The following is a 26,439-nucleotide window of genomic DNA, read 5'->3' on the forward strand; positions in this document are numbered from 1 at the left end:
CAGGACTTTTCCTTATACTCCGCCGGGCAAACCGTTTGGCGCGGAGGAACCGCGCACAACACTCATACCGCTATAAAAAGACCGAACTATGCAAAATAACTTTATTGGACGTCTGGGCGCGCTGTTCGCAGGAAGCCTGGTAAAACAAATCATGATTGGCCTGATTGCCGGTGTGGCACTGGCGTGGTTCTCACGTGATGCGGCGTTAGCCGTTGGCCTGCTGGGGGAATTGTTTGTACGCGCGCTGAAGGCGGTGGCACCGCTGCTGGTGCTGGTTTTGGTGATCTCATCCATTGCGAACCATCAGCAGGGACAGAAAACCAACATCCGTCCGATCATCATGCTGTATCTGCTCAGTACCTTCTTTGCGGCCGTGGTCGCGGTCATTTTCAGTCATCTGTTCCCGCAAACGTTGTCGATGAACGTCGGTGCGACGCAAATCACTCCGCCTTCAGGCATCACCGAAGTGCTGCATGGTCTGCTGCTCAGCATGGTTTCAAACCCGATAGAGGCGCTGATGAATGCTAATTACATTGGCATTTTGGTGTGGGCGCTGGGATTGGGTTTGGCTTTCCGTCACGCCAGCCCAAGCAGCAAAGCCTTTCTGAACGATGCCTCTAATGCGGCAACCTGGGTGGTGCGTTGTGTGATTCGCTGCGCGCCGTTAGGGATTTTTGGTCTGGTCGCCTCTATTCTGGCTTCAACCGGCTTTGATGCGCTGTGGGAATACGCCAATCTGCTGGCGCTGCTGCTCGGCTGCATGCTGATTATGGCGCTGGTGGTCAACCCGATGCTGGTGTTCCAGAAAATCCGCCGCAACCCGTATCCGCTGGTGTTTACCTGCCTGCGCGAAAGTGGCGTGACGGCGTTCTTTACCCGCAGCTCAGCGGCGAATATTCCGGTGAATATGGCGCTGGCGAAACGCCTGAACCTGGACGAAGACACCTACTCTGTTTCTATCCCGCTGGGTGCCACCATCAGTATGGCGGGTGCTTCGATTACCATCACCGTGCTGACGCTGGCGGCTGTGCATACGCTGGGGATTTCAGTGGATGTGCCTACAGCGATTCTGCTAAGTCTGGTGGCTTCGCTGTGTGCTTGTGGTGCATCTGGCGTGGCGGGCGGTTCACTGCTGCTGATTCCGGTGGCGTGCAATATGTTTGGTATCCCGAACGATCTGGCGATGCAGGTAGTGGCGGTTGGTTTTATTATCGGCGTCTTGCAGGATTCCGCCGAGACTGCACTGAACTCCTCAACCGATATTCTGTTTACTGCGGCTGTGTGCCAAGCCGAAGCCGAGCGCGAACCGCGCACGGTGTCTGAAGCAGAATAATCGACAATTGACCAGGGCGGCATAAATGCCGCCCCTACGGCAAACTGGCACAGTTTTCGTTGAGGGCGCATTTTGTCCGCCGATGTGAGAATTTGCACGTTTTCGTAGGGTGCGCATTTATGCGCACCTGATGCTTACAACGTTACGCCACTCTTAAATATCGCTAATTCGCGGAAATCATTGGCTTCATTACGTGCCGGTTGGCCATTGGCAATCGCCACGATCATATCGACGAAATCCTCCAGCATCTCTGGCATGCTCATGCCATCAATCAAACGACCCGCGTTAAAATCAATCCAGTGCGGTTTCTTTTCTGCCAAAGGCGTATTGGTGGCGATTTTCACCGTGGGTACAAAACCACCATAAGGCGTACCACGGCCGGTGGTGAATAACACCATATGGCAACCCGCCCCTGCCAGCGCACTGGTGGCCACCGCGTCGTTACCCGGCGCACTCAACAAATTCAGCCCTGGTGTCATCAGGCGCTCGCCATATTTCAGCACATCCACGACCTGGCTCTGCCCGGCTTTCTGCGTACAACCAAGGGATTTCTCCTCCAGCGTGGTAATGCCACCGGCTTTGTTTCCCGGTGATGGATTCTCATAAATCGGCTGCTGGTGATCGATAAAGTAGCGTTTAAAGTCGTTAATCATCGCCACGGTTTTATCGAAGGTTTGTTCATCACGGCAACGGCTCATCAGAATGCGTTCTGCACCAAACATTTCCGGCACTTCGGTCAACACCGTGGTGCCGCCGTTGGCAATCATTTGATCGGAGAAGCAGCCCAGCATCGGATTGGCAGTGATGCCAGAAAAACCGTCAGAACCGCCGCACTCCAATCCAAACTTCAGTTCGCTGAGTTTGCCCGGCTGGCGCTGGTCCTGACGCATCACGTCGTACAACGCATGCAGACGCTCTAATCCAGCTTCCACTTCGTCGTCCTGCTTCTGGCACTCCATAAACTGCACGCGATCGCTATCAAAGCCACCGAGGGTGTCGCGGAATACATCCACCTGATTGTTTTCACAACCCAAGCCAATCACCAACACCGCACCTGCATTAGGATGGCGCACCATGTTTTGCAGCATGGTGCGGGTATTTTCGTGGTCTTGCCCCAATTGCGAACAGCCAAATGGGTGGCTGAACAGATGCACACCATCAATCCCTTGCGCGTCGTTGGTCTCTTTTAGAAAACGCGACAGAATTTGCCTTGCGATACCATTGACGCAGCCCACGGTCGGCAGAATCCACAGCTCATTTCGAATCCCCACTTCACCACTGGCGCGTCGGTAGATCTGTACTTCGCGGTCACCGGCTTGCGGCGGAATATCGAGAAATTCCGGCTGATAATCGTATTCATCGACATCGCTCAGATTAGTGCGCGCGTTGCTGGAATGAATGATTTCACCCATGGCAATCGGCCGCGTCGCGTGGGCAATCGGCAAACCGTATTTGATCACCAGCGCATCGATAACTAGCGGCGTGAGTGCGAACTTGTGGCCGCGTCCCACCTCCTGCTGCAACGTAATGGCCTGACCAGCAACTTCAACCTTAGCTTCGGCAGGTAAATCGCGCAGCGCCACCGCCACGTTGTCGCGTGAATGTATTCTTATCGCATCTTGCATAGCGTTATCTCAGTTGTAGCAACGCCGTCCGCATCCCGTGGACGATGATGTTTTGCAGGTGTTGGCTGATTGCGGACGCTAATCCAGGCCGCTGAGTCAGATCTTCGCCCCAGTGGTGGCTGTTGCGCAGTACCGCCTGCACCAGCTGTTCCAGGGTCATTTTGTTTTGATTTAATGCAGGCCATAGCTCCGCAAACTGCTGCAACCAGTACTCGTCATCCTGTAGTGGCCACTGCTTATCGCCCTGCTCACCGCGATAAAACGCCAGCAGCGCAGCAAAAGCGAAGGTCAGACGCGGCGGCCATTGGCCGGTTTGTTGCTGCGCGAGCAACAACTGCGGGAGTAAACGGGTACGGAATTTGGTCATGCCATTCAGCGCAATGGAGAGCAGCGCATGGCGAATAAACGGATTACGGAAGCGGCGCTGCACGGCATCAGCAAAGGCATGCAGCTCGTCGGAAGGCAGATCCAGCGTTGGGATCACCTCGTCACGCAGCAGCGCATCAACATAACCCGCAATGGCAGCGTCATCCATCGCTTCACCTACGCTTTCAACCCCAAATAGAAAGGCCACTGGCACCATGGCGGTATGTGCACCGTTGAGTATTGCCACCTTCTGCGCTTTGTACGGCGAGATGTCATCAACAAACTTCACTTCCGGTGCCAGCTGATCCAGTTTCAACTCTTGCGCCAATGCCTCCGGCCCTTGAATCACAAACTGATAATAGACTTCGCCCGCCACCAGGTAGCGATCTTCATAACCCAGCTGTGCCGCAATCGCCTCACCGTCCACCGGGTAGCCCGTCACGATGCGATCCACCAGCGTGTTATAGAACGCACTGTGATCCAGCACCCAGCGGGCAAACTCCGGTGGGAGCTGCCAGTGTTTGATATAGCGCAACACCAACTCGCGCAGCGCATCGCCGTTATGATCGATGAGCTCACAGGGAACAATCAGCCAGCCCTTGTCGGCGGCACCAGCAAAATGGGTGAAACGCGCCCACAGCAACTGCGTCAATTTGCCAGGGAAGGAAGAGGCAGGTGCGTCCTCCAGCCGATCCTGCTCGGCAAAAGCAATACCCGCTTCGGTGGTATTGGAAAACACAAAGCGCATCTGTGGGGCACGAGCCAGCGCAAGAAAATCGTCAAACTGCTGATAAGGCTGAATTTCGCGGTTGAGGCTGCGGATCAAGCGGGTTTCGCTCACCTGCTCGCCTGCTGCATTCAGGCCACGGATCAACGTGGTGTACAACCCATCCTGCTGATTCAGGGAATCCTCTACCACACGATTACGCGGCCGCACCACCACCACGCCCGCATCGATATCATGATGTTGGTTGAGCCAGTCGAGCTGCCAGTCAATAAATGCTCGCAGGAAGTTGCCTTCACCAAACTGGATAACGCGATCGCTGTAACGCGCGCCGGGGAAATCGTGACGGTTTAGCCGCTGCATCATCAGGCTCCTAGCTCAATGCCGAAATAGTCGCGTGCATTGTTGAAGCTGATGTTCTGCACCATCTGCCCCAGTAGCGCTTCATCCGCCGGCGCTTCACCGCGTGCCACCCAGTTGCCAATCATCTGGCACAGCAAGCGACGGAAATACTCATGCCGCGTGTATGAAAGGAAACTGCGGCTGTCGGTGAGCATGCCAACAAAACGGCTCAGCAAACCTATTTGTGCCAGCTGCGTCATTTGGCGCTGCATACCGTCTAGCTGATCGTTAAACCACCACGCCGAACCAAACTGCATTTTGCCCGGTTCGCCCTCGCCCTGGAAATTGCCCGCCATGGTGGCCAGCACTTCGTTATCACGTGGGTTGACGCAGTAAAGGATGGTTTTTGGCAGGGCGTTGTTACGATTCTGTGCATCCAGTAAGCGAGCCAACGGGATCGCCAGAGGGGCATCGTTGATGGAGTCAAACCCGACATCCGGGCCAAGAATATCGAACTGGCGACGGTTCGCATTGCGCAGCGCGCCAATGTGATATTGCTGCGCCCAGCCGCGACGCGCATATTCGCTGCCGAGCCATACCAGCACCGCCGTTTTAAACTGCGCCACCTCTTCTTGCGTTGGTGCGATCCCTTGCAGACGGCGCCCTAAAATACCATCCAGCGTGCTTTCGTCAGCTTCGGCAAACAGCACCACGTCCAGTGCATGATCAGAGATTTTACAACCGTGCGCGGCAAAATGATCGAGCCGCTGGCTTAAGCCACGTAACAGATCATCAAACCGTTGCACGTTGATGTCGGTGACCTGCTCCAGACGTTGAATCCACGGCAGGAAGGTATCCAGTTCAATGTTGAAGGCTTTGTCTGGACGCCAGCTCGGCAGCACTTTAACACTGAAGCTGGCATCGTTTGCCAGCGTGCGGTGATGTTGCAGATCGTCGAGCGGATCGTCTGTGGTGCCAACCATTTTCACGTTCATCTGCTGCATGATGCCGCGTGCGCTAAAGGCATCCTGTGCCAGCAATGCATTGCACTGCTGCCAGATGCGGTCAGCACTCTGTTCATTCAGCAGCACGTCAGTGATGCCAAACGGACGGCGCAGCTCGAGATGCGTCCAATGGTAGAGCGGGTTACCGATGGTGTGCGGCACGGTGCGCGCCCATGCATTAAATTTATCCTGATCGCTAGCATCACCGGTACAGAGTGCTTCTGGCACGCCATTCGCGCGCATCGCACGCCATTTGTAGTGATCACCTTTCAGCCAGATGTCATAGAGGTTGGTGAATCGATAATTTTCGGCAATCTGCTGCGGCGGCAAGTGGCAGTGATAGTCGAAAATCGGCTGGTCTTTGGCGTAGTCATGGTACAGACGACGGGCGAACTCGCTATCGAGTAGAAAATCCTCACTCATAAAACGCGACATACCTGCTTCCTCATGTTTGGTGCCATTAGGCTTCTGACTTAAAGTTATCATACCAATTTTCGCAACCGGCAAAATTCTTTGCGATACACCTCACAATAATGACAGTTTCACTGTGGGTATATGGACAAAAACGCTGGCCTCATTGCGCTAAATCGCTGTAATAACGGCCTTTTAGCTTAACACACAGTGCATGAAGGGTTTTTGTGATGGCATTCAACTTTTAAAGTTGTATAACAAGTTAACCTCACGCCTCGTTGCTGCTAAATCCTTGGCACAGCTAATAACAACAAGGCGGCAGGTCTGTGCGTAAAGGCCGCCCGTGGGAGGCGCCGTAGTGCGTCCCCAACCATTAAATGGCAAGTATTACGACAGACTGGAAGAGGTTAATGATGCGTAAGATCAAAGGGCTACGCTGGTACATGATTGGGCTGGTGACGCTGGGCACCGTGCTCGGTTACCTGACGCGTAATACCATTGCAGTTGCCGCACCAACGCTGGAAACGCAGTTGGGCATTACCACACAGCAATACTCGTATATCGTTGCCGCCTATTCGGCGTGCTACACCATTATGCAACCTGTCGCCGGTTATGTGCTGGACATGCTGGGCACCAAAATCGGCTACGCGGTCTTTGCCGTGTTGTGGGCCATCTTCTGTGCCGCCACCGCCATGGCCGGCAGCTGGGGAGGGTTTGCACTGGCGCGCGGAGCAGTGGGCGCGGCGGAAGCGGCAATGATTCCCGCCGGGCTTAAAGCCAGCAGCGAATGGTTCCCGGCCAAAGAACGCTCGGTGGCAGTGGGTTACTTCAACGTGGGATCGTCGATTGGTGCGATGCTGGCACCGCCGCTGGTGGTGTGGGCGATTCTGGCGCACAGCTGGCAGCTGGCCTTTATCATCACCGGTGTGCTGAGCATGGCCTGGGCGATCTGCTGGTTAGTGTTTTACAAGCATCCGAAACAACAAACCAAATTGAGTGAAGAGGAGCGCCACTACATTATTTCTGGCCAGGAGGTGCAGCATCAAACCGGAAATAACAGCAAAATGTCAGCGCGTCAGATTCTGCGCAACCGCCAGTTCTGGGGCATTGCCTTGCCGCGCTTCCTGGCTGAACCGGCTTGGGGCACTTTCAACGCGTGGATCCCGCTGTTTATGTTCAAGGTTTACGGCTTCAATCTGAAAGAGATCGCCATGTTTGCCTGGATGCCGATGCTGTTTGCCGATCTCGGCTGCATTGTCGGGGGTTATCTGCCCCCCCTCTTCCAACGCTGGTTCGGTGTAAACCTGATCGTTTCACGCAAACTGGTAGTGACCATGGGAGCAGTACTGATGATTGCGCCGGGCACGATTGGTTTGTTTACCAGCCGTATGTCGCCATTGGCTTGTTATGTGTCGGTGGCTTCGCGCACCAGGCGCTTTCCGGCGCGCTGATTACGCTCTCTTCCGATGTATTCGGTCGTAATGAAGTGGCTACCGCCAACGGTTTAACCGGCATGGCTGCCTGGACCGCCAGTACCATGTTCGCGCTGGTGGTCGGCGCATTAGCCGATACCCTGGGCTTTAGTCCACTGTTTGCCGCACTGGCGGTGTTTGATTTGCTCGGCGCTTGCGTCATCTGGACCGTTCTGAAGAACCAACCGGTCTCTGAATTGGAGGATCACAACCTGGCGCAACCGGCGGCAGCACGCACTTAATCTCTTCGGGCTGGCGCACGTCAGCCCATTTCCTCCGTTCCGCCAAAGTGGTATAACAACTCTACCTTCACCACTACAGCGAACCGCGCAATGGATCTGAACGAATCCCGTCGTCTTTATCAACAACTTGCCAGTGAACTCAAGCGTCGTATTGAAGCGGATGATTATCGTGTTGGCGATAAGTTACCCGCTGAACGCCTGATTGCTGAAGAGATGGAAGTTAGCCGCACGGTGGTACGTGAAGCGATCATTATGCTGGAAGTGGAAGGTTACGTTGAGGTTCGCAAAGGTTCTGGTATTCACGTCATTAGCAATCAACAACAGAACCGTGAAACGACCCCAAGCCAGTTGGAATTTGCCAGTTTTGGGCCGTTTGAACTGCTGCAGGCGCGACAGCTGATTGAGAGCAATGTCGCTGAATTTGCCGCCACGCAGGTTACTCGCCAAGACATCATGGCGTTAATGGCGATTCAAGAAAAAGCGCGCCAGGAAGATTATTCCCGTGATTCCGAATGGGATATGCATTTCCACGTACGCATTGCACAATCCACGCAAAACAGTGCCTTAGCCGCGATTGTTGAAAAGATGTGGTTACACCGTCTGCACAATCCCTACTGGCTAAAGCTGCACGAGCATATTGATGCGCGAAACCTCACCAGTTGGTGTGACGATCACGATCAAATTTTAAAAGCATTAATGCGCAAAGATCCCGCCGCCAGTAAGCTGGCAATGTGGCAGCACCTGGAAAATACTAAACAGATGCTGTTTAACGCCACCGCCGATGATTTCGAATTTAATGTGGACCGTTACATGTTTGCGGAAAATCCCGTCATCCTGCCGGAAGGCAGTGACAACTCACATTGATTCTGCTGCATTTCCAGGCGAAAGAGTCAGTTAATCTGCAATAGTGTCAGCTCATGTAAAGCTCCTTTTGACCATCTGCGTCAAAAGGTAAAACTCCTGTACATCAGCCACTTTACACTGTCTGACTAGCATGATTTTTGTTACAGTTATCCCCCTTTTCTTACCCTTTGCGACAGGGCTTTAAAAAGTCGCTGATTTAACAATCAATTCTGGAAGGATCCGGAAACCCCGCTCGGGCTGCATACCTAAAATGTAGAACCAAACCAGCCTGCGCCTCAGCCCCTCACGGGCACGATTAACAATGATGTTCAGGAATGATTGATGGATATTTTGAAAGCATTGCTGCATGCCTTGTGGCAGCAGGATTATGAGATGCTCTCCGACCCGACGCTGGTGTGGGCCATATACGGTTTGCTGTTCCTGATCCTGTTTTTGGAGAATGGCCTGTTGCCCGCCGCTTTTCTGCCGGGTGACAGCCTGTTGATTCTTGTTGGTGTGCTCATTGCCAAGGGCACTATGGGCTTCCCCCTCACATTACTGGTCCTTACCACTGGCGCCAGTCTCGGCTGCTGGGTCAGTTATATTCAAGGACGATGGTTGGGGAATACGCCTACCGTGCAAAAATGGCTGTCGCATTTACCCGCACAATACCATCAGCGTGCACACAAGTTGTTCCATCGGCACGGTTTATCTGCCCTATTGATTGGCCGCTTTATCGCTTTTGTACGTACGTTGCTGCCGACTATCGCCGGGCTTTCAGGCCTGAGCAATGCCCGCTTCCAGTTCTTCAACTGGGTGAGTGCCTTCTTGTGGGTGTTAATTCTCACCGTGCTGGGCTTCGCATTGGGTAAAACCCCTATTTTCCGCCGCTATGAAGATGAACTGATGTTCTGTCTCATGCTGCTGCCGCTGGTGCTGCTGGTTATCGGGTTGGTGGGTTCTCTGGTTGTGCTTTGGCGTAAACGTCAGGCATCTCGTAATGGGAATTCACAATCATGATTGCACTTCGTGGATTCCCCAGGCGTTTACTGCCCTGGGCGGTTGCGGCTGCCCTGGCGCTGCTGGCCGTGATTATTGTTCCTTCATTGATGCAGCACGATACGGTGGTAAAGATCCGTGTTGCCCATAGCGGTACCAATCTTCCCGATGGTTTTTATCTCTATCAGCAATTGTCTGCACAGGGCGTGCGTATCAAAAGTATTACACCTTCGGGTGATGCGCTGGTCATCCATTTCGAAAATGAAGAGCAGAGTCTGGCCGCGCAGAAAGTGCTGCGTCGCCTGCTGCCGCAAGGCTTTGTGGTGGCAAGCGGACCGCAAGCTTCACAGCAAGTCCCCGACGCTAATCGTCCAACTTACAGCTGATTTTACCCGTCTGGCGATAAGCCAGACGGTAGATCAATCCTCGCTATCCCCGCGTCTTCTTTGAATTTTTTCGTCTGCTGTCTATGCTTAAAGTAGCGCGCTAAGACAAGCTGGGATGCCTCTCCTGCCCGGTTTGTGGCAGGTCAATAACAATGGAAGGTCAAAACCTGATGAAACATCAATTACTACTGGGTGCTATTCTTTTCTCTCTTTCGGGTTCACTGCTGGCAGCCGAGTCACTTTGTCAGCAAAAAGAGCATGATATTCAGCGCGAAATCGACATGGCTAAACAGCATGATAATCAGCGCCGGGTCACCGGGCTGGAGCGTGCGCTGACCGAAGTCCGCGCTAACTGCACTGACGAGAGATTGAAATCAGCCCATAGTGAACGTATCGCAGCACAGAAGCAGAAAATTGCAGAACGTGAGCGTGAACTTCAGGAAGAGCGCAAGGACGGCGATGACAAAGAGAAAGTTGAGAAGCGCGAACGTAAGCTGGAAGAGGCGCAGCACGAGCTGAAAAAGCTGGAAGCTGAGCCTTACTAATCGGACTTAAATAAATGATGTAATGGAGAACTTCATGTCTAAAGACACCACATCTGAACATCTGCGTGCGGAATTGAAAAACCTTGCTGACACCCTGGAAGAAGTGCTGAGCAGCTCAACGGATAAATCCAAAAATGAGCTGGATAAACTGCGCAGTAAAGCGCGCGGCGCCATCGAAAGTTCACGCGAGCGTCTGGGTGACTCAGGCGAGCGTATCGCGCAGTCCACGCGTGAAGCGGCGGAGAAAGCTGACGAATACGTGCGCGATAATCCGTGGCACGGCGTGGGTATCGGTGCAGCTGTCGGTGTACTGATTGGCATCCTGATTTCACGTCGTTGATATGAGCGATAGTCAGAGCCACGGCCCAGGCAAAGGGGTCTTCAACATTGGTCAGCGCGTTGTTACCACGCTGGTAAGCATGGTAGAAACGCGTGTCCGCCTGGCGATTGCCGAGCTGGAAGAGGAAAAAGCTAATCTGATTCAGATGCTGATGATGGTTGGGCTGACCATGCTGTTTACCGCTTTCGGTTTAATGAGTCTGATGGTGCTGATCATATGGGCGGTGGATGCGCAGTATCGGTTGATGGCGATTGCCATTACCACCGGTGTCCTGTTTGCGCTAGCGCTGATTTTCGGCTTGTGGACATTGCACAAGTCACGTCAATCCACACTGCTTCGTCATACGCGTAAAGAGCTGGAAACCGATCGCACATTGCTGGAGGAACACCGCTCATGAGCCGCCGTGAACGTGAAGCGCGTATTCACGAACTGCTGAACCACGTGCAGCAGCAGCGGCTGGATCTCAGTGCAGCCCGCCGCGACTGGCTGGACAGCACTGCACAGTATGACCGCGGTTGGTTAACGCTAATCAGTATGCGTCGCTATCTGGCGATTGGCAGCAGTGCGCTGGCTATCTGGTCCATCCGCAGCCCTAACCGTATTTTGCGTTGGGCAAAACGCGGTTTTGGCCTGTGGAGCACCTGGCGCATGATCAAATCCACGCTCGAACCACGCTAATTCCTTCATTTAAAACCGGATCGATAAGGTCCGGTTTTTTCTCCATCAGAATTCCTGAATAACATTGACAGTTTATCTCGCTTACAACTGTTCCATCCTGCGACTATTATCTCACTCCATCAGCCCAGTGAATTAAATCATTCGATTTGCCGGGATTAAAACCTTGCAGGCCAACAACCTGCTACATAATTCTTGTTGGAGTAAATGATGAAAAAATTCGAAGACTCAGGTCTGCTGCTGGCACGTGTACTGATGACTATTCTGTTCATTACTGCAGGTTGGGGCAAAATCACTGGTTATGCGGGTACCGCACAATACATGCAGGCAATGGGCGTCCCAGGCTTCTTGCTGCCACTGGTCATTTTGCTGGAGTTCGGCGGCGGCCTGGCAATTCTGTTTGGTTTCCTGACTCGCTTTACCGCACTGTTCACCGCTGGTTTTACGCTGCTGACCGCGTTCCTGTTCCACAGCAACTTCGCGGAAGGTGTTAACCAGCTGATGTTCATGAAAAACCTGTCCATCGCCGGTGGTTTCCTGGTGCTGGGTCTGGTGGGTCCAGGTGCTTACAGCATCGACCGTCTAATTCGTGGACGTTTCGCACCAGCGACTGCACGCTAAGCACACAAGCGTTGCCAGAACACATATACTGATTGATAGGGGCGGGGATTTTCCTCGCCCTTTTTCTTTATGGAGGGCTTATGGGACAGCTGATTGACGGTGTCTGGCATGACACCTGGTACGATACGAAGTCAACCGGTGGCCGCTTCAAACGAACAGAAGCAGTCTGGCGTAACTGGGTCACCGCAGATGGCAGCGCGGGCCCAACCGGCAACGCCGGATTTGCCGCCGAGCGCGATCGCTATCACTTATATGTTTCTCTTGCTTGCCCATGGGCGCACCGCACACTGTTAATGCGTCAGTTAAAAGGGCTGGAGGAGATGATTTCCGTCTCAGTGGTACATCCCTTGATGCTGGAAAACGGCTGGACCTTTGACGATGATTTCCCAGATGCAACCGGGGACTCACTCTATCAGAATGAATTTCTTTACCAACTTTACCTGCACGCCGATCCGCAATACACAGGCCGCGTGACCGTTCCGGTGCTATGGGATAAAACCCAGCACACCATCGTCAGTAATGAATCGGCTGACATCATCCGTATGTTCAACACGGCCTTTGATGCACAAGGTGCCCGCGCCGGAGATTATTATCCGCCAGCGTTGCGCGACAAGATCGATGAGCTGAACGGCTGGATTTACGATACGGTCAATAATGGTGTGTACAAAAGCGGCTTCGCCACTTCACAAGCAGCCTATGATGAATCGGTAACGGCACTGTTTCATTCATTGGCGCGCCTTGAGCAAATTCTAGGTCAACATCGCTACCTCACGGGTGATCAACTGACCGAAGCCGACCTGCGCTTATGGACGACGCTGGTGCGTTTTGATCCAGTGTATGTCACTCACTTTAAGTGTGACCGTCACCGTATCAGTGATTACCGCAACCTTAGCGGCTTCCTGCGAGACATTTATCAGATGCCGGGGATTGCCGATACGGTCAATCTGCCACACATCCGCCATCACTATTATTGCAGCCACAAAACCATCAACCCGAGCGGCGTGATTTCGCTGGGCCCGGCGTTTGACTGGGATGAGCCGCACGGCCGCGGTTGAGGTTGTTGCGGAGCGTTGCGCTCAACACTCTCTTTTTCTGAAGGATTGTGTTGAGCGCGGTTTTACAGATTGAATGCGAGGCGTAAAAAAGCCCGACTGACCATTCCTGTTACGCGCAAGCTGGTGAGAATTCGTGCTGCTAAATCAACTGTTAAGCGAACTTGATTAGCAGCATCCCAGCAATCAGCAACCCCACACCTAGCCAACCGATGCTATTCAGACGTTGACCAAACAGCACCCACCCTGCAGCAACCGTTGCCACCAGACCAAACCCACCCCAGAGCGCGTAAGCCACTGAGAGATCGATCCCTTTAACCGCCTGTGACAAGGCACTGAATGCCCCCAGCACCGCGACCAGTGAGATCACACCGTAAAGCACGCGACGAAAGCCATCGGAGTATTTGAGAAAGATATTCGCGATGATTTCCAAGCCAATCGCCAGCGCCAGCCAGGCCACATGCACAAGATTAAACGTGCTCATGATGTGGCTCCTTACGCGTCAGCGTGCCGGATTTGATCAGAGCAATCCCCGCGACCAGCGTGATTAAGCCAGCCACTTTCATCAGCGATAAAGTTTCATCGAACAGCGTCACGCTAAACAGTGTAATAAACAGGATGCCAATGCCTTCCCACATGGCGTAAGCGACACCCAAGGCAATGCGTTTTACAGCAAAAGATAAGAAAATATAAGAAAGTGCGATCATCACCAGCATAAAAATAAAACCTGCACTGTCATCATTGACGCTAGCCCATTTCATTGAAAGCGTGCCGGTTATTTCAGCGAGGATAGCTAAAACTAGTAAAAACCAATAGCGCATGATTTCTCTCCTTAAGAGAAATAGATAGCCATCACGCAGAATAAGTGCGTGAGAAATTTTAAGAATATTTTTAAATAAGGAGAGTGTGGCGCTAAAGCGCGAAGCGCCAGTGCTGGTCGCAGATCGAGCAGGGGAAAAGGAAGTTAAAGGAAATACGATTTGCCATCAGTGGTACGAGTATTTTGTCCATAATTTTACAACTTATCCACGTTGTTGCTTTTCGTCGATGTGGATGAAAAATTGTCCTCAGTAGTGAAATACGCGCCTATTCTGGCACAAGGTTTATTTAGTTCCTCGCTATTTTCATTTCTTTACGCTGGAATTTTTTTATTGTTTTCAAAGATCTTAATTTCAGTCGAAACTGGCCGGTAAGCCGCGTTCTTTTCTTAGAGAATGGAGTGGACAGTCATTCCTCTTACCACCATACCCCAGATAGCAAAAACCCCGCCGAAGCGCAATTTTGTCCCTTAAACGCATTTCGGTCGCCATTAATGGCGACCCTACATTGTTGGGAACGGTTTTCGTAGGGTGCGCATTCATGCGCATCGGGTTGTACGCGCACTTTTGCCACCATATCCCAGATAGCAAAAACCCCGCCGGAGCGGGGTTTTCACCTGAAAAGTCGAAACTGACCGGTAAGCCGGGTTCTGTCGTGGACAGTCATTCATCTAGGCCAGCAATCGCTCACTGGCTCAAGCAGCCTACCCGGGTTCAGTACGGGCCGTACCTTGTGAACCCCTATTTGGCCTTGCTCCGGGTGGAGTTTACCGTGCCACGAACTGTTGCCAGTCGCGCGGTGCGCTCTTACCGCACCCTTTCACCCTTACCTGATCCCATTACTGGGCCATCGGCGGTTTGCTCTCTGTTGCACTGGTCGTAGGCTTGCGCCCCCCAGGCGTTACCTGGCACCCTGCCCTATGGAGCCCGGACTTTCCTCCCCTCTGCCCGTCTCCCCCGAAAGGGACGACGACAAAGCGGCGACTGTCTAGTCAGCTTCGGCGCGGGATGATAGGCGATCCGCCCGCGTTTGTCACGCCTCTTGCTGCTCTAGCGCGTACTTATATAGCGCGTTCTTCTTAACGCCATGAATTTCCGCTGTTAGCGCTGCGGCTTTTTTCAACGGCAGCTCCGCTTGCAACAACGCCAGGGTACGCAGTGCTTCAGCCGGTAAAGCCTCTTCATCAGCTTTATGGCCTTCAACAATCAGCACCATCTCGCCTTTGCGACGATTTTCATCTTCCAACACCCATGCCAACAGCTCACCCACCGGCGCACCCTGGATGGTTTCCCAGGTTTTAGTGATCTCGCGCGCCAGCACCACATAGCGATCGCCCCCCCACACGTTCACCATATCCTGCAGGCTATCAATCAAACGGTGGGTGGATTCATAAAAAATGAGGGTACGAGGTTCATTCTCAAGAGCGCGCAGCACATCGCAGCGGCCTTTACTTTTGGCGGGCAGAAATCCTTCGTAACAGAAACGATCTGACGGTAATCCCGCCGCGCTTAATGCTGTAATCGCCGCGCAGGCACCCGGCAACGGAACTACGCGCACACCTGCTTCACGGCAACGACGCACCAGATGATAGCCGGGATCGTTGATGAGAGGCGTGCCCGCATCCGAGACCAGTGCAATGCTTTGGCCCTCTTGCAGCTTGGCTAACAGCACCTCTGCTTTCTGTTGCTCGTTGTGGTCGTGAAGTGCGAACAGTCGCGCATTGATGGCGAAATGTTGTAGCAACAGCCCGGTATGACGTGTATCTTCCGCTGCGACCAGATCGACGCTCGCGAGCACCGTCAACGCACGTTGTGTGATATCACCCAGGTTACCGATCGGGGTAGGAACGATATAGAGCGTACTGGCAGAAATCTCTGCCCGATCGAGTTGTTTCATTGTTTCATCCGAATTGCCGATTTAATATTGAGCATCTAGAAAAAAACATCACTGGATACAGTATGCTTCCTTCAAAAGTCGTACGTCATAAAGCAGGACGCTTTGTACCTGTTCTTCTCGCTGGACTGATTTTAGCCGCATGTAGCGGTCAGGGGCCGCAGCAAACCTCTAACGTCAATATTCAGGGCCCTGCAACAGGCAGGTCTGACTATTATCTGCAGCAGGTGCAGCAAAGCAGCGATGATAGCAAGACCGACTGGCAATTACTTGCCATCCGTGCCCTGTTGAAGGAAGGAAAGTATCCGCAGGCCAACGATCAAATCTCGCAACTGCCGCAACAGCTCTCCGCTGTGCAGCAGCAGGAGCTGTTGTTACTGCGTGCGCAAATGCAGATTGGCCAGCAGGATTTCGGTGGTGCTCAACAGTTACTGGGCCAGGTAAAAACCGATGGCTTATCTGAAGATCAGCAGGTGCGCTATTACGCACTGCAAATCGCCGCAGCACAGAATCGCCCTTCACTGGCGCTGCTGCGCGCCTATATTGCTCAGGAACCGCTGCTGAAAGGTGCCGACCACCAGAGCAATATTGACGCCACCTGGCAAGCCCTAACGCAAATGACGCAAGATCAGTTGAACACGCTGGTGATTAATGCCGATGAAAACACCCTGCAGGGATGGCTGGATCTGTTGAACACCTGGCACACTAATAGCCAGGATCCGCAGATGCTGAAAGCGGCGATCAAAGACTGGCAGACGCGTTATCCGCAAAATCCGGGTGCAAAGACGCTGCCAACGCAGCTGAGTCAGGTACAAAACTTCACGAAAGCCTCGACCAGCACCATCGCGCTGCTGCTGCCACTGAATGGACAGGCGCAGGTTTTTGCCAATGCGATTCAAAAAGGCTTTAACGATGCCAAAAATGGCGTGTTAAATGCGCCAGCACCGCAACCTGCCCCTGTTGCGCCAGCGGCAACCGATGCCAATGCCCAGCCATCAACACCACAGACTGGCGACGCCAATGCTCAGCAGCCTGCAGGGGCTAACACCGCCGCTAACACGGTTGTCAGCCCGGCCATGGCAGGCAATATGCCGCCGCAGACCGAACAGCCGCAACCCGCCGCACAACCGGCAACCGCAGCCGCTCAGCCCGACAGCAGCGCGCAAGTGAAAGTCTATGACACCAGCAGCCAGCCCATTGCTCAGGTGATGCAGCAAGCCCAGCAAGATGGCGCAACCATCGTGGTCGGCCCGCTGCTGAAAAACGACGTTGAATCGGTGGTTAACAGCCAGACGCCACTCAACGTGCTGGCGCTGAATGAGCCAGAACAGATCCAGAACCATCCGAATATTTGTTATTTTGCGCTTTCTCCTGAAGACGAGGCGCGCGATGCCGCGCACCATATCTACGAGCAGGGCAAGCGCCAGCCATTACTGTTGGTGCCGCGGAGCAGCTATGGCGATCGCGTCAGCAAGGCGTTTGCGCAGGAGTGGCAGCAACTCGGCGGTTCCACCGTACTGCAACAGCGTTTTGGTGGCGTTTCCGAGCTGAAACAAGGTATTAATAGCGGAGCCGGCATCGCATTGAGTGGCACGCCGCTGACGGTTGAACAGCCACAATCAGCCGGCGTGGCCGTTGCGGGCCTGACCATTCCGGCACCGCAAACCAGCACCCCAGCACCAACGGCAGATGCCAGCGGTGGTAGTGTTGATGCGGTATACATCGTTGCCAGCCAGGATGAGCTACAGCTGATTAAACCGATGATTGCAATGCGCACCAGCAGCCGCAATAACATCGCACTGTACGCCAGTTCGCGCAGTGCGCAGGCGGGTGCAGGCCCTGATTTCCGTCTGGAAATGGATGGTCTGCAGTTCAGTGACATTCCGCTGCTTTCCGGGACTAATCCTGGCTTGATGCAGCAAGCGGCGAAGTCGTTTAACAATGATTATTCGCTGGTTCGTCTCTATGCGATGGGCATTGATGCCTGGACGCTGGCGAATCACTTTAACCAGATGCGCCAGGTGCCGGGTTTTGCCATTAATGGCAATACTGGCAAACTGAGTGCTGACACGGATTGCGTGATCAACAGGAAGTTGGCATGGAACCAGTATCGTCAGGGACAAATCGTTCCGGTGCAGTAAATCGCCAGCGCATTGGCGCTGAGCAAGAGCAGCTGGCGCGCCGCTATCTGGAGCGCGCCGGTCTGCAGTGGGTTGCCAGTAACGTGCGTTGTCGCAGTGGGGAAATTGACCTGATCATGCGCGACGCGGATTACTGGGTGTTTGTCGAAGTGCGCTATCGGCGTGATGGGCGATATGGCGGTGCGGCTGCCAGCGTTACGCGCCAGAAACAACAAAAGCTGCTGCGAACAGCTGCCTTGTGGTTACTGGCTCGCGGTGGCGGTTTTGATACGGTGAATTGCCGTTTTGACATCATCGCCATTACCGGGCGCGAGCTGGAATGGTTGCCCGATGCCTTTAATGCCGATGGATAGAACCAGGTGGTCTTGTGCAGGACAGAATTAAAGCGTGTTTTACCGAAAGTATTCAGACTCAAATCGCCGCTGCGGAAGCGCTACCCGATGCCATTTCCCGCGCGGCCATGACGCTGGTGCAGTCGCTGCTGAACGGTAACAAAATCCTGAGCTGCGGGAATGGTGCTTCATCGGCCAATGCCCAGCATTTTGCCGCTAGCATGATCAATCGTTTTGAGACCGAACGCCCCAGCTTGCCTGCGCTGGCTTTGAGTGCCGATAACGTCATGCTGACGGCGATTGGTAACGACCGTCTGCATGATGAAATTTATGCCAAGCAGGTTCGTGCGCTTGGTCAGGCCGGTGATGTTCTGCTGGCCATTTCAACCCGTGGCAACACCCGCGATATTGTTAAAGCGGTTGAAGCTGCGGTTACCCGCGATATGACCATCGTCGCGCTGACTGGCCATGACGGCGGTGAGCTGGCGGGCCTGCTGGGTCCGCACGATGTGGAAATTCGCATTCCGTCACATCGCAGTGCACGCATTCAGGAAATGCATATGCTGACGCTGAATTGTCTGTGTGATTTGATTGATAACACTTTGTTCCCACACCAGGAATGACTGAAGGAGCTCAAATGAAAGCATTGAACGCTGTCGCCATTCTGTTAACCGCCATGCTGCTGCAAGGCTGTGTCGCCGTTGTCGCGGGCGGTGCCGCTGTGGCCACCAAAACGGCCACCGATCCACGCACCGTCGGCACGCAAGTGGATGACGGTACGCTGGAACTGCGTGTCACTAACGCACTGGCTAAAGATGATCAAATCAAAAATCAGGCGCGCGTCGTGGTGACCGCCTATCAGGGCAAAGTCCTGTTGACCGGTCAATCGCCGTCGCCAGACCTGGCAAGCCGTGCCAAACAGATCGCCATGGGCGTGGATGGTGCGACCGAGGTATATAACGAAATCCGCAACGGCCAGAAAGTGAGCCTGGGCACATCGTCCTCGGACACCTGGATCACCACCAAGATTCGCTCACAGCTGCTGGGTAGCGATCAGGTGAAATCGTCAAACGTGAAAGTCACCACGGAGAATGGCGAGGTGTTCCTGTTGGGTATGGTGACACAACAGGAAGCAGCGGCAGCGGCAGATCTTGCCAGCCGAGTGAGCGGCGTGAAGCACGTCACCACCGCGTTTACTATTCTCAAGTAAGCGTGCGCAGAGGCGGCCTTCAGGCCGCCTTTTTTATGCAGGCAGATCAATCACCAGCGCACGCAACGGCGTTTTCGCCTGAAGCATAATCTGGTTCTCATCACTCAAAAACGCCCCATCGCCACAACTCAGTAACTCCTGATTAGCGCTGCTTGCCTGCAGATCCAGCGAGCCGTGAATGGATTGCAGATAAGCACGGGGTCCGTGCAGTTTTACCTTGTACTGCTCACCTGGCGCTAACGTCACCTGATGCACCCATACCTGCTGGCGCAGTTGCAAGCTGCCCGCTTCACCATCCGGTGAGGCAAGCAAAAAGCTGGTTTGCTGCGGTAAGGCCATTTTTTGCAGTAAGGCATTTTCACGATCGGGGCACGCAGCCAGCCAGAGTTGCATGCGTGTCAGCGGGCGATCTTTGCTGATATTAATTTCGCTATAATTCACGCCCTGACGAGCTGACAGCAGCATCGCCTCACCTTCACTCGCCACCATGTGGTTGCCCTCACTGTCACGGTATTCTGCCTCACCTTGCAGTATCAGATTCAGCACATCCACCTGAGGATAGCTACGTGGCTGGAACGCCGCACCCGGCGCCAAGACTTCCTGATTAAGCACGCGTAATGAAGCGTAGCCCATCATTTTGGGATCAAAATAGTGGCCAAAAGAGAAGCTGTATCGCGCCTGCAACCAACCGAAATCAGCTTGGCCACATGCGGACGCGCAGCGGGTTTTCATCATGATTTACCTCCGACGCGCTGCGGTGAGAGTCGACCGCAGGCTTTATACGTCAATGGTAAAAGGCTGGACGCCGGATTGTAAGCCAGTTAATCTGCCCGGCATGTTCAAATTTACTGACAGAGAACCGACATGGCAAAAGACCGCGCGTTAACCTTGGAAGCTTTACGTGTGATGGATGCTATTGATCGTCGTGGCAGCTTCGCCGCAGCGGCCGACGAATTAGGTCGTGTTCCGTCTGCATTGAGCTATACCATGCAGAAGTTGGAAGAGGAACTGGATGTGGTGCTCTTTGACCGCTCCGGTCACCGCACCAAGTTTACCAATGTCGGACGCATGCTACTGGAGCGGGGTCGCGTGCTGCTGGAAGCGGCCGATAAACTCACAACCGATGCCGAAGCACTCGCGCGCGGTTGGGAAACCCATCTCACCATCGTTTCCGAAGCGCTGATCCCGACTGAATTGCTCTTTCCCATCGTTGAAAAGCTGTCAGAGAAAGCCAATACCCAGATCTCACTAATAACGGAAGTGCTGGCCGGTGCGTGGGAGCGCCTTGAGCAAGGGCGCGCCGATATCGTGATTGCGCCCGATCTGCATTTCCGCGCCTCAACCGAGATCAACACGCGTAAGCTGTACAGCATCATGAGCGTGTACGTGGCCAGCCCGGACCATCCGATTCACCAGGAAGCTGAGCCGTTGTCAGAAGTGACGCGCGTAAAGTATCGCGGTATCGCGGTGGCAGACACCGCACGTGAACGCCCGGTCTTAACCGTACAGTTGCTGGATAAGCAGCAGCGTCTGACGGTCAGTAGCATGGATGATAAACGTCGTGCATTGCTGGCTGGATTGGGTGTGGCCACCATGCCGTATCCGATGGTAGAACAGGACATCGCTGAAGGCCGTCTGCGTGTGGTGAGTGCCGAATATACCCGCGAGGTGGATATCATCATGGCGTGGCGCCGCGACAGCATGGGTGAAGCCAAGGCGTGGTGTTTACGCGAAATCCCAAGGTTGCTGGCGAAGCAGCGTGGGTGATTAACACCAGGGCGGCATGAATGCCGCCCCTACAATGTTCGCCGTAGAGGCAGTATTCATTCCGCCCCACAATGTTCGCCGTAGAGGCGGCATTCATGCCGTACCACAATGATTGCCATAGGGGCGGCATTCATGCCGTACCACAATGATTGCCGTAGGGGCGGCATTCAAGCCGTACCACAATGTTCGCCGTAGAGGCAGCATTCATTCCGTACCACAATGATTGCCGTAGGGGCGGCATTCATGCCGCCCTGGTTTACGTTCACATCCGACTCAAACAGTCTATCGCCACCGCTTTGAAGCTGACAAAATCGCCGCAATCCCGCAGTCTTGTCATCGCCCTTTCTCGCAGGAAAGTGACGAACAGATCGTAAATCGCCATCGCCTCTTCGTATTCGCTTTTACTGATCGCCAACAGGAAAATGACCGAGGCGGTTTCATCACCCCAGCTCACGCCCTGCGGTGCTAGCACGGTGTAGACCACGGTTTTTTTCGCCAGTAATCCTAGCGAGTGAGGCAGCGCAATGCCTTCACCGAGCAGTGTGCTGACAATCGCTTCACGCTCCTCTACCGAAGGGTAAAAGTCGGCATCCACATAGCCTTCCGACTCCAGCTGATCGCACAATTGCCGGAACAGCTCTGACTGCGACAGCGGCTTATCCAGCACCATAAAGTGCTGCGCATCGAAATACTTCTCCAACATATACGGGCGCGTGCGATCCACCAGCACCAGCTTGCCCAACTGCTCCAATTGAAACTCCGTGGGGAACGGGGACATCACCACAATCGGCTTGTTCTTCTCGCTTAGACGCGCGGTGGAGATCACGAAGTCTTCGTCGATATGTTCGCGCATCTCGTAATCACGCTGTGACAAGCGTGCCGTTACCACCAGCTGGGGGTATTTGCGCAGCAGCAGCGCTTCAATCATGCGCAGCGTCGAGTTACCGCTGTCACACACCAACAGCACCTGTGGATGACGCTGATAGCCGACATCATAATGTCGCTCCAATCCCACACCGATATGCAGCACCAGAAAACCGATTTCATTTTCGCTGATGCTGTAGGGCGTGTATTTGCCCCAACTGGTCACCGCGGCCAGCGTCACGTCATACGCCATCGGGTAGTGCTGTTTGATGTTACTGAGCAACGGATTGGGAATGTGAATCTGATAGCGCACCCGGGTGATCATAGTTTTGATATGGGTGAGCAGATCGGCCCGCAGCTGCTCATCCTGCTGCAGACGGTAGTTGTAGTGCGTGTTGATGTAGTTCAGCAGGTAATCGACCAACGCATCCGCGTCATCGGCATTAATGGTGCTCGGTGCCAGCGCCTGAATTTGTCGCGCGGCAATGTTCACTCGCAGCCAGTTTTCCTCCGCCTGGGAAATCGCTTTGCCCACCAGAGGCTGCATCAGGTCCACTAGATGATGAGCCGCTTCACGGACTTCTTCTCCCACATCTTCCGCGCCGGGATCGTTGAGCGGGAAACCTTCGCTGATGCGTCGCACCGCCACCGCACAGTAGATTTGCAGATAGCGCTCACCCTCATCGCTAAGGCGAATCCCGTGTTGCGTAAAGCAGTGTTGCAGCAAGGGTTCGAGCTGTGCCAGCACACCAGCGTGCAGCGCTTCCACCGTCAGCAGCGGGCTATCCGGGGTTTCCTGATCGATTTGCCACAGCAGGTCAGTCAAACAGGTGCGAATCGCCGCCTCGCTGCCAAACAATTTCATGCCGTAATGGGGCTTAGTCTCGATATTCAGATGATAGCGGCCCAGCCATTCACGCACCTCCGCCATGTCACTTTGCAAAGTGGCACGGCTGACAAACCACTCTTCCGACAGGTCTTCCAGCTTGAGGGAAAAGGCGGCGGTCAGAAAACGCGTGAGCAGATAGCGCACCCGATCCTGCGAGGTGCGCGGAACGCGCAGCGGCGCAGTGCTCTCTTCCTGTAATCGGTCGAAACGCGCCACGTCATCAATCTTCAGTTGATATCCCGCGCCGCGTGCCAGCACGAACTGTGCGCCATGCTGTTCCAGCAGCGCATTCAGCGCGGTGATATCGGTGCGCACCGTGCGCGTTGAAACAGCAAAACGCCGCGCTAGCTCATCCTGCGGCAGCGTTTCGTTTTGCAGCGCAGCGAAAAGTTGAGCCAGACGCTGATTGGGAAATCTCACGGAGCCTCACCTGTTACTCATGGGTTATAGCAATTTCTTGCACGTTGCCAGAAGCTGACGCACATCGTCAATGCGCGTGTCGCCGGTTGCGCTATCGATAATCGAACTATAGACGTGTGGGATAACTTTGCTGACACCCGCATCGAGCGCAATCTGCACGATAGCTTCGAAATTGTAGAGGTCGATGCCGCCGGTCGGTTCCAACCAGAAATCGTGGCGTGCACAAGCTTCCGCCACCGCACGATACTCATTCACCGATTTCAAACCGCCCATCGGGAAGTATTTGACCGAGCTGCCCCCCATGTCTTGCAGCATCGCGATGGCGCTATCAATCGGCACAATCGCATCTTCAGCTTGTGAGCTGCGTGGTCCGGTTGAGATTTTCACCAAGCCCGGCGTGCCGGTTGGCGAGATCAAACCGTTCACCACAGTGTGATTCTGGCCGAGCAAAGCACGGCTGGTCGCTACACCGGTAAATACCTGGTTAACGTGCTGAGGCTGCAGCACCGCAGAGATTTCACTCACCATCGCCGACTGATTCGGGTCGCCCGCGCCCAGTCCCACTGACAGAGCATTATCGATTAGCGCGGCGTACTCGCGCATATCAGCGATCGCTTCTTCGTTGGTGGCGTAGCTTTTTGATAAGACACCCACCAGCACATGGCCTTCTGCGGCCTGCCAAATCTCTTTGGCATTCTGCTTTGAACCTGCCAGGACGTTAAGGCACAGGCGGCCCTGATAGAAATTCGGATTCAGACTCATGCGCGTTTTCCTCCACTGAGTAACGCTTGGATACGGCTAAAGATGATGTGTAATTGGTCGGCGCTGACGCTGCGCACGTCGGCTTCGATAATGCCTTCGTTGGCTTTGTAGCCACGGAAATAGATAGCGATGTCGCCGGTTTTCAGCGCCTGCACCAGCTCACCGGTTGGCCACTGCGTTACCGCTTCATCAAACTTGATCTCCGCACGGGCGATATCACGCCCCGCAGCATCCCACACCACGCGCGCCGTCACGCCATTCAGCGTGTTGAGGTTGTCGATAAACGGCGTCATGTTGGCCACCATCTCAGCGCCCGTCGTTTTTGGCTGCACCAGATAATTTTCAATTGCCTGCGTCAGACCAAGGATGCCCTCTTTGCCCACTTTCATCGCACGGCCAATACCATTGCTCTGACGTTTCACCCACTCGACGTATTGCGTGCGGCCCAGCACCAAGCCGCTGGTGGGTCCTTCAATCGCTTTCGCGCCGCTGTAAATCACCAGATCCGCGCCCATTTGGTAGTAGCACTGCAAATCCTCTTCGGCTGCTGCATCTACGATTAATGGAATGCCGTGCTTGCGCGCCACTACAGCAGCTTGCTCCACGCTGAGATGGCTTTTCTGTACGCAGTGATGCGATTTGATATACAGCAGCGCCGCGGTGGTTGGCGTGATCGCCGCCGCCAGCTGTTCAGGCGAACATTCGTTGCTGTAACCGGCTTCGATCAAACGACCACCGCCCAGCGCTACCATCGCGCCCACCGGCGCGCCGAAGTTCACGTTATGGCCTTTTGGCACCACGATATCGTGCGGGACAGTCAACGGCGCAGCATGCAGGTTTTCCAGCAGCCAGTCGTTGTCTTTCACAATTACCGCCGCCACGCTCTGCGCGATGCCTGCTGAGGCGCAAGACACTACCACCGCGCTCTCGACATCCAGCAACTTCGCGATGTACGCGCCGGTTTTGTTGACCAGATCTTTAATCTCGAAGTAGTGATTCAAACCGTAGCTGACGGTGTACACCACATCGGCGGAAGGCGTTGAAACACCAAGAATGGTCATGCGACCGGAGGCGTTGATGACCTGTTTCAGGTCATATTTTTCATAAATCGAAGACATGATTGGCTTTCCCTTCATCAGTCAAATGCCACTCACCCGCGACAACCACGGCCAGCGGCAGCAAATATTGCTCACCCAGAACCCGTTCGCCTTCAGCATCGACGAACGGGAGGGCTTCCTCTTTGACGGTAAAAATGGTCAGATCGGCGTCATAACCTTCGGTTAAGCGCCCTTTGCCCGCTAAGCGCAGGCCAGCCGCAGCATGACAGGTGACGCAGTCAATGACCTGCGGCAGCGTCATGCCAATGCTGAAGAATTTCGACATCACATGCGCCAGGCTGTGTACCGGGCCGTTAATGCGATTGCGACAGTAAATGTCGGAGCTGATGGTGTCAGGCAGAATGCCTTGCGCGATGGCCTGACGTGCCACTTCAAAACTGAAGCTGGCGCTGCCATGACCGATATCCAGCTTCACGCCGCGTGCGATGGCGTTTTTCACCGCGGCTTTCAGCTCGCCCTGCGGTGACAGAATGCGGTTCGGCTTGCCGTTAAAGCAGTGGGTAATGATGTCACCCGAGGTGAGCAGATCGGCGATCTCTTCCAGCACTGGCGGATTGTTGCCGATGTGTACCATCAGCGGTAGATTGCCGGCCGCCTGTTGGATCGCTTTGGCACGGATCAGCGGCTGAATGCCGTTTTCACCCACCACACTGCTGCTCATACGCGCTTTCAGACCCACGATGAAGTCCGGACGACGCTTCACTGCCTGGACCACCGCTTCGCCGTCAATCTGCGCCATATCCGCCAGCTCATTCTGCGTGATGATGCCAGTGCGCGAGATGTTGATCAGGGCGCGCACCTGTGTGGTGGCGGAACGGGTGAGTTGATAGAAATCGTCGATGTGGTCTGCGCCCGTGCTGCCTGCGTCGACGACAGTAGTCACACCCTGCGCCACGCCAATCGCATCGGCATCATCATGATAAATAGGGGATTTTGGATAGCAGTGCACGTGGCTGTCGATCCAGCCGGCGCTGACGTAGTAGCGCCCTGCTAAATCGCGCTCCTGCTGTGCCGCGCCTTTAATGTCACCAACCGCAGCAATCTTGCCGTGCTGGATGGCAATATCTACCAGCTGTTCGTCGCACAGACGCGCACGGCGCAGAATCAGATCAAACATATTTACTCCTTAACGTGCATTCTGCCAGGTGCGCATGAATGCGCACCCTACAAAACACTAGCCGCGATCGACTGCCGGCCCCACAAACCATTAGCCACAACCGAATGCCGGCCCCACAAACCATTAG

At 54.3% G+C, this 26,439-nt stretch carries 26 protein-coding genes, 1 other RNA gene and 1 pseudogene; 16 read left to right on the forward strand and 12 right to left on the reverse strand.

Features of this window, described 5'->3' with window-relative positions:
* Window positions 1–88 precede the first annotated feature (88 nt).
* Complete coding sequence (gene sstT / locus HA51_RS24545; protein ID WP_084937934.1) at window positions 89–1,333, forward strand: serine/threonine transporter SstT; 1,245 nt, start codon at window positions 89–91, stop codon at window positions 1,331–1,333.
* Between the two features lie 134 nt (window positions 1,334–1,467).
* Here sstT and HA51_RS24550 read toward each other — a convergent pair whose 3' ends face one another.
* From HA51_RS24550 to uxaC, 3 genes are read right to left on the reverse strand one after another with little or no spacing between them, the layout of a single operon-like run.
* Complete coding sequence (locus HA51_RS24550) at window positions 1,468–2,958, reverse strand: UxaA family hydrolase (RefSeq protein WP_084937935.1); 1,491 nt, start codon at window positions 2,956–2,958, stop codon at window positions 1,468–1,470.
* Between the two features lie 4 nt (window positions 2,959–2,962).
* Window positions 2,963–4,411 (reverse strand): tagaturonate reductase, encoded by a 1,449-nt coding sequence (locus tag HA51_RS24555; RefSeq protein ID WP_084937936.1) that lies wholly within the window; start codon window positions 4,409–4,411, stop codon window positions 2,963–2,965.
* A 2-nt stretch (window positions 4,412–4,413) separates the two neighbouring features.
* Window positions 4,414–5,829, reverse strand: coding sequence for a glucuronate isomerase (gene uxaC, locus HA51_RS24560; protein WP_084937937.1), 1,416 nt, complete (start codon window positions 5,827–5,829; stop codon window positions 4,414–4,416).
* Window positions 5,830–6,218: 389 nt separating this feature from the next.
* On the opposite strand from uxaC, the pseudogene HA51_RS24565 reads away from it, so the two are divergent.
* From HA51_RS24565 to HA51_RS24610, 10 genes and pseudogenes are all read left to right on the forward strand, one after another.
* Window positions 6,219–7,519 (forward strand): annotated as a pseudogene (locus HA51_RS24565) (MFS transporter).
* Between the two features lie 90 nt (window positions 7,520–7,609).
* Window positions 7,610–8,383, forward strand: a complete 774-nt coding sequence (exuR, locus tag HA51_RS24570; protein WP_084937938.1) for a transcriptional regulator ExuR — start codon at window positions 7,610–7,612, stop codon at window positions 8,381–8,383.
* A 321-nt stretch (window positions 8,384–8,704) separates the two neighbouring features.
* Window positions 8,705–9,382 (forward strand): DedA family protein, encoded by a 678-nt coding sequence (locus HA51_RS24575; RefSeq protein WP_084937939.1) that lies wholly within the window; start codon window positions 8,705–8,707, stop codon window positions 9,380–9,382.
* Window positions 9,379–9,747, forward strand: a complete 369-nt coding sequence (gene mzrA, locus HA51_RS24580; protein ID WP_084937940.1) for an EnvZ/OmpR regulon moderator MzrA — start codon at window positions 9,379–9,381, stop codon at window positions 9,745–9,747. Before HA51_RS24575 ends, mzrA begins: the two co-directional genes overlap by 4 nt.
* A 170-nt stretch (window positions 9,748–9,917) precedes the next feature.
* Window positions 9,918–10,292, forward strand: a complete 375-nt coding sequence (locus tag HA51_RS24585; RefSeq protein WP_139810734.1) for a DUF1090 domain-containing protein — start codon at window positions 9,918–9,920, stop codon at window positions 10,290–10,292.
* 34 nt (window positions 10,293–10,326) lie between these two features.
* Window positions 10,327–10,632, forward strand: coding sequence for an ElaB/YgaM/YqjD family protein (locus HA51_RS24590; RefSeq protein WP_084937942.1), 306 nt, complete (start codon window positions 10,327–10,329; stop codon window positions 10,630–10,632).
* Window position 10,633: 1 nt separating this feature from the next.
* On the forward strand, window positions 10,634–11,029 hold the full coding sequence (locus tag HA51_RS24595) for a phage holin family protein (protein WP_084937943.1): 396 nt from the start codon (window positions 10,634–10,636) through the stop codon (window positions 11,027–11,029).
* A complete protein-coding gene (locus HA51_RS24600; protein WP_084937944.1) occupies window positions 11,026–11,310 on the forward strand; it encodes a YqjK-like family protein in 285 nt (94 codons plus the stop codon). Before HA51_RS24595 ends, HA51_RS24600 begins: the two co-directional genes overlap by 4 nt.
* Window positions 11,311–11,517: 207 nt before the next feature.
* Window positions 11,518–11,928, forward strand: coding sequence for a DoxX family protein (locus HA51_RS24605; protein ID WP_084937945.1), 411 nt, complete (start codon window positions 11,518–11,520; stop codon window positions 11,926–11,928).
* A gap of 80 nt (window positions 11,929–12,008) precedes the next feature.
* Window positions 12,009–12,983: a glutathione S-transferase family protein gene (locus HA51_RS24610; protein ID WP_084937946.1), complete on the forward strand. Its 975-nt coding sequence runs from the start codon at window positions 12,009–12,011 to the stop codon at window positions 12,981–12,983.
* A gap of 151 nt (window positions 12,984–13,134) precedes the next feature.
* On the opposite strand, the gene mdtI is transcribed toward HA51_RS24610, so the two are convergent.
* From mdtI to rsmI, 4 genes are all read right to left on the reverse strand, one after another.
* Window positions 13,135–13,464: a multidrug/spermidine efflux SMR transporter subunit MdtI gene (gene mdtI / locus HA51_RS24615; RefSeq protein WP_084937947.1), complete on the reverse strand. Its 330-nt coding sequence runs from the start codon at window positions 13,462–13,464 to the stop codon at window positions 13,135–13,137.
* On the reverse strand, window positions 13,451–13,804 hold the full coding sequence (gene mdtJ, locus HA51_RS24620) for a multidrug/spermidine efflux SMR transporter subunit MdtJ (protein ID WP_139810735.1): 354 nt from the start codon (window positions 13,802–13,804) through the stop codon (window positions 13,451–13,453). Before mdtJ ends, mdtI begins: the two co-directional genes overlap by 14 nt.
* Window positions 13,805–14,421: 617 nt before the next feature.
* Window positions 14,422–14,798, reverse strand: an RNA gene (rnpB, locus tag HA51_RS24625) — RNase P RNA component class A.
* A gap of 33 nt (window positions 14,799–14,831) precedes the next feature.
* On the reverse strand, window positions 14,832–15,695 hold the full coding sequence (rsmI, locus tag HA51_RS24630; protein ID WP_084937949.1) for a 16S rRNA (cytidine(1402)-2'-O)-methyltransferase: 864 nt from the start codon (window positions 15,693–15,695) through the stop codon (window positions 14,832–14,834).
* 62 nt (window positions 15,696–15,757) lie between these two features.
* On the opposite strand from rsmI, the gene HA51_RS24635 reads away from it, so the two are divergent.
* From HA51_RS24635 to dolP, 4 genes are read left to right on the forward strand one after another with little or no spacing between them, the layout of a single operon-like run.
* Complete coding sequence (locus HA51_RS24635) at window positions 15,758–17,833, forward strand: penicillin-binding protein activator (RefSeq protein WP_084937950.1); 2,076 nt, start codon at window positions 15,758–15,760, stop codon at window positions 17,831–17,833.
* Entirely contained in the window at window positions 17,791–18,186 is a 396-nt protein-coding gene (locus HA51_RS24640) for a YraN family protein (RefSeq protein WP_084937951.1), read from the forward strand. The genes HA51_RS24635 and HA51_RS24640 overlap by 43 nt, the downstream gene beginning before the upstream one ends.
* Before the next feature lie 14 nt (window positions 18,187–18,200).
* On the forward strand, window positions 18,201–18,788 hold the full coding sequence (diaA, locus tag HA51_RS24645) for a DnaA initiator-associating protein DiaA (RefSeq protein ID WP_007890352.1): 588 nt from the start codon (window positions 18,201–18,203) through the stop codon (window positions 18,786–18,788).
* A 14-nt stretch (window positions 18,789–18,802) separates the two neighbouring features.
* Window positions 18,803–19,375, forward strand: a complete 573-nt coding sequence (gene dolP / locus HA51_RS24650; protein ID WP_084937952.1) for a division/outer membrane stress-associated lipid-binding lipoprotein — start codon at window positions 18,803–18,805, stop codon at window positions 19,373–19,375.
* A 33-nt stretch (window positions 19,376–19,408) separates the two neighbouring features.
* On the opposite strand, the gene HA51_RS24655 is transcribed toward dolP, so the two are convergent.
* Window positions 19,409–20,110: a pirin family protein gene (locus tag HA51_RS24655; protein ID WP_084937953.1), complete on the reverse strand. Its 702-nt coding sequence runs from the start codon at window positions 20,108–20,110 to the stop codon at window positions 19,409–19,411.
* 129 nt (window positions 20,111–20,239) lie between these two features.
* Here HA51_RS24655 and HA51_RS24660 point away from each other — a divergent pair, with 129 nt between their 5' ends.
* Window positions 20,240–21,142 (forward strand): LysR family transcriptional regulator, encoded by a 903-nt coding sequence (locus tag HA51_RS24660; protein WP_084937954.1) that lies wholly within the window; start codon window positions 20,240–20,242, stop codon window positions 21,140–21,142.
* A gap of 262 nt (window positions 21,143–21,404) precedes the next feature.
* On the opposite strand, the gene HA51_RS24665 is transcribed toward HA51_RS24660, so the two are convergent.
* The 4 genes from HA51_RS24665 to HA51_RS24680 are packed head-to-tail and all read right to left on the reverse strand — an operon-like array spanning window position 21,405 to window position 26,312.
* On the reverse strand, window positions 21,405–23,315 hold the full coding sequence (locus tag HA51_RS24665; RefSeq protein ID WP_084937955.1) for a BglG family transcription antiterminator: 1,911 nt from the start codon (window positions 23,313–23,315) through the stop codon (window positions 21,405–21,407).
* A 24-nt stretch (window positions 23,316–23,339) separates the two neighbouring features.
* A complete protein-coding gene (dagF, locus tag HA51_RS24670) occupies window positions 23,340–24,077 on the reverse strand; it encodes a 2-dehydro-3-deoxy-phosphogluconate aldolase (protein ID WP_084937956.1) in 738 nt (245 codons plus the stop codon).
* Window positions 24,074–25,195 (reverse strand): DgaE family pyridoxal phosphate-dependent ammonia lyase, encoded by a 1,122-nt coding sequence (locus HA51_RS24675; protein WP_084937957.1) that lies wholly within the window; start codon window positions 25,193–25,195, stop codon window positions 24,074–24,076. Before HA51_RS24675 ends, dagF begins: the two co-directional genes overlap by 4 nt.
* A complete protein-coding gene (locus tag HA51_RS24680) occupies window positions 25,179–26,312 on the reverse strand; it encodes an amidohydrolase/deacetylase family metallohydrolase (protein WP_084937958.1) in 1,134 nt (377 codons plus the stop codon). Before HA51_RS24680 ends, HA51_RS24675 begins: the two co-directional genes overlap by 17 nt.
* Between the last annotated feature and the right edge of the window lie 127 nt (window positions 26,313–26,439).

It is taken from the genome of Pantoea rwandensis, assembly GCF_002095475.1.
Classification (GTDB): Bacteria; Pseudomonadota; Gammaproteobacteria; order Enterobacterales; family Enterobacteriaceae; genus Pantoea; species Pantoea rwandensis.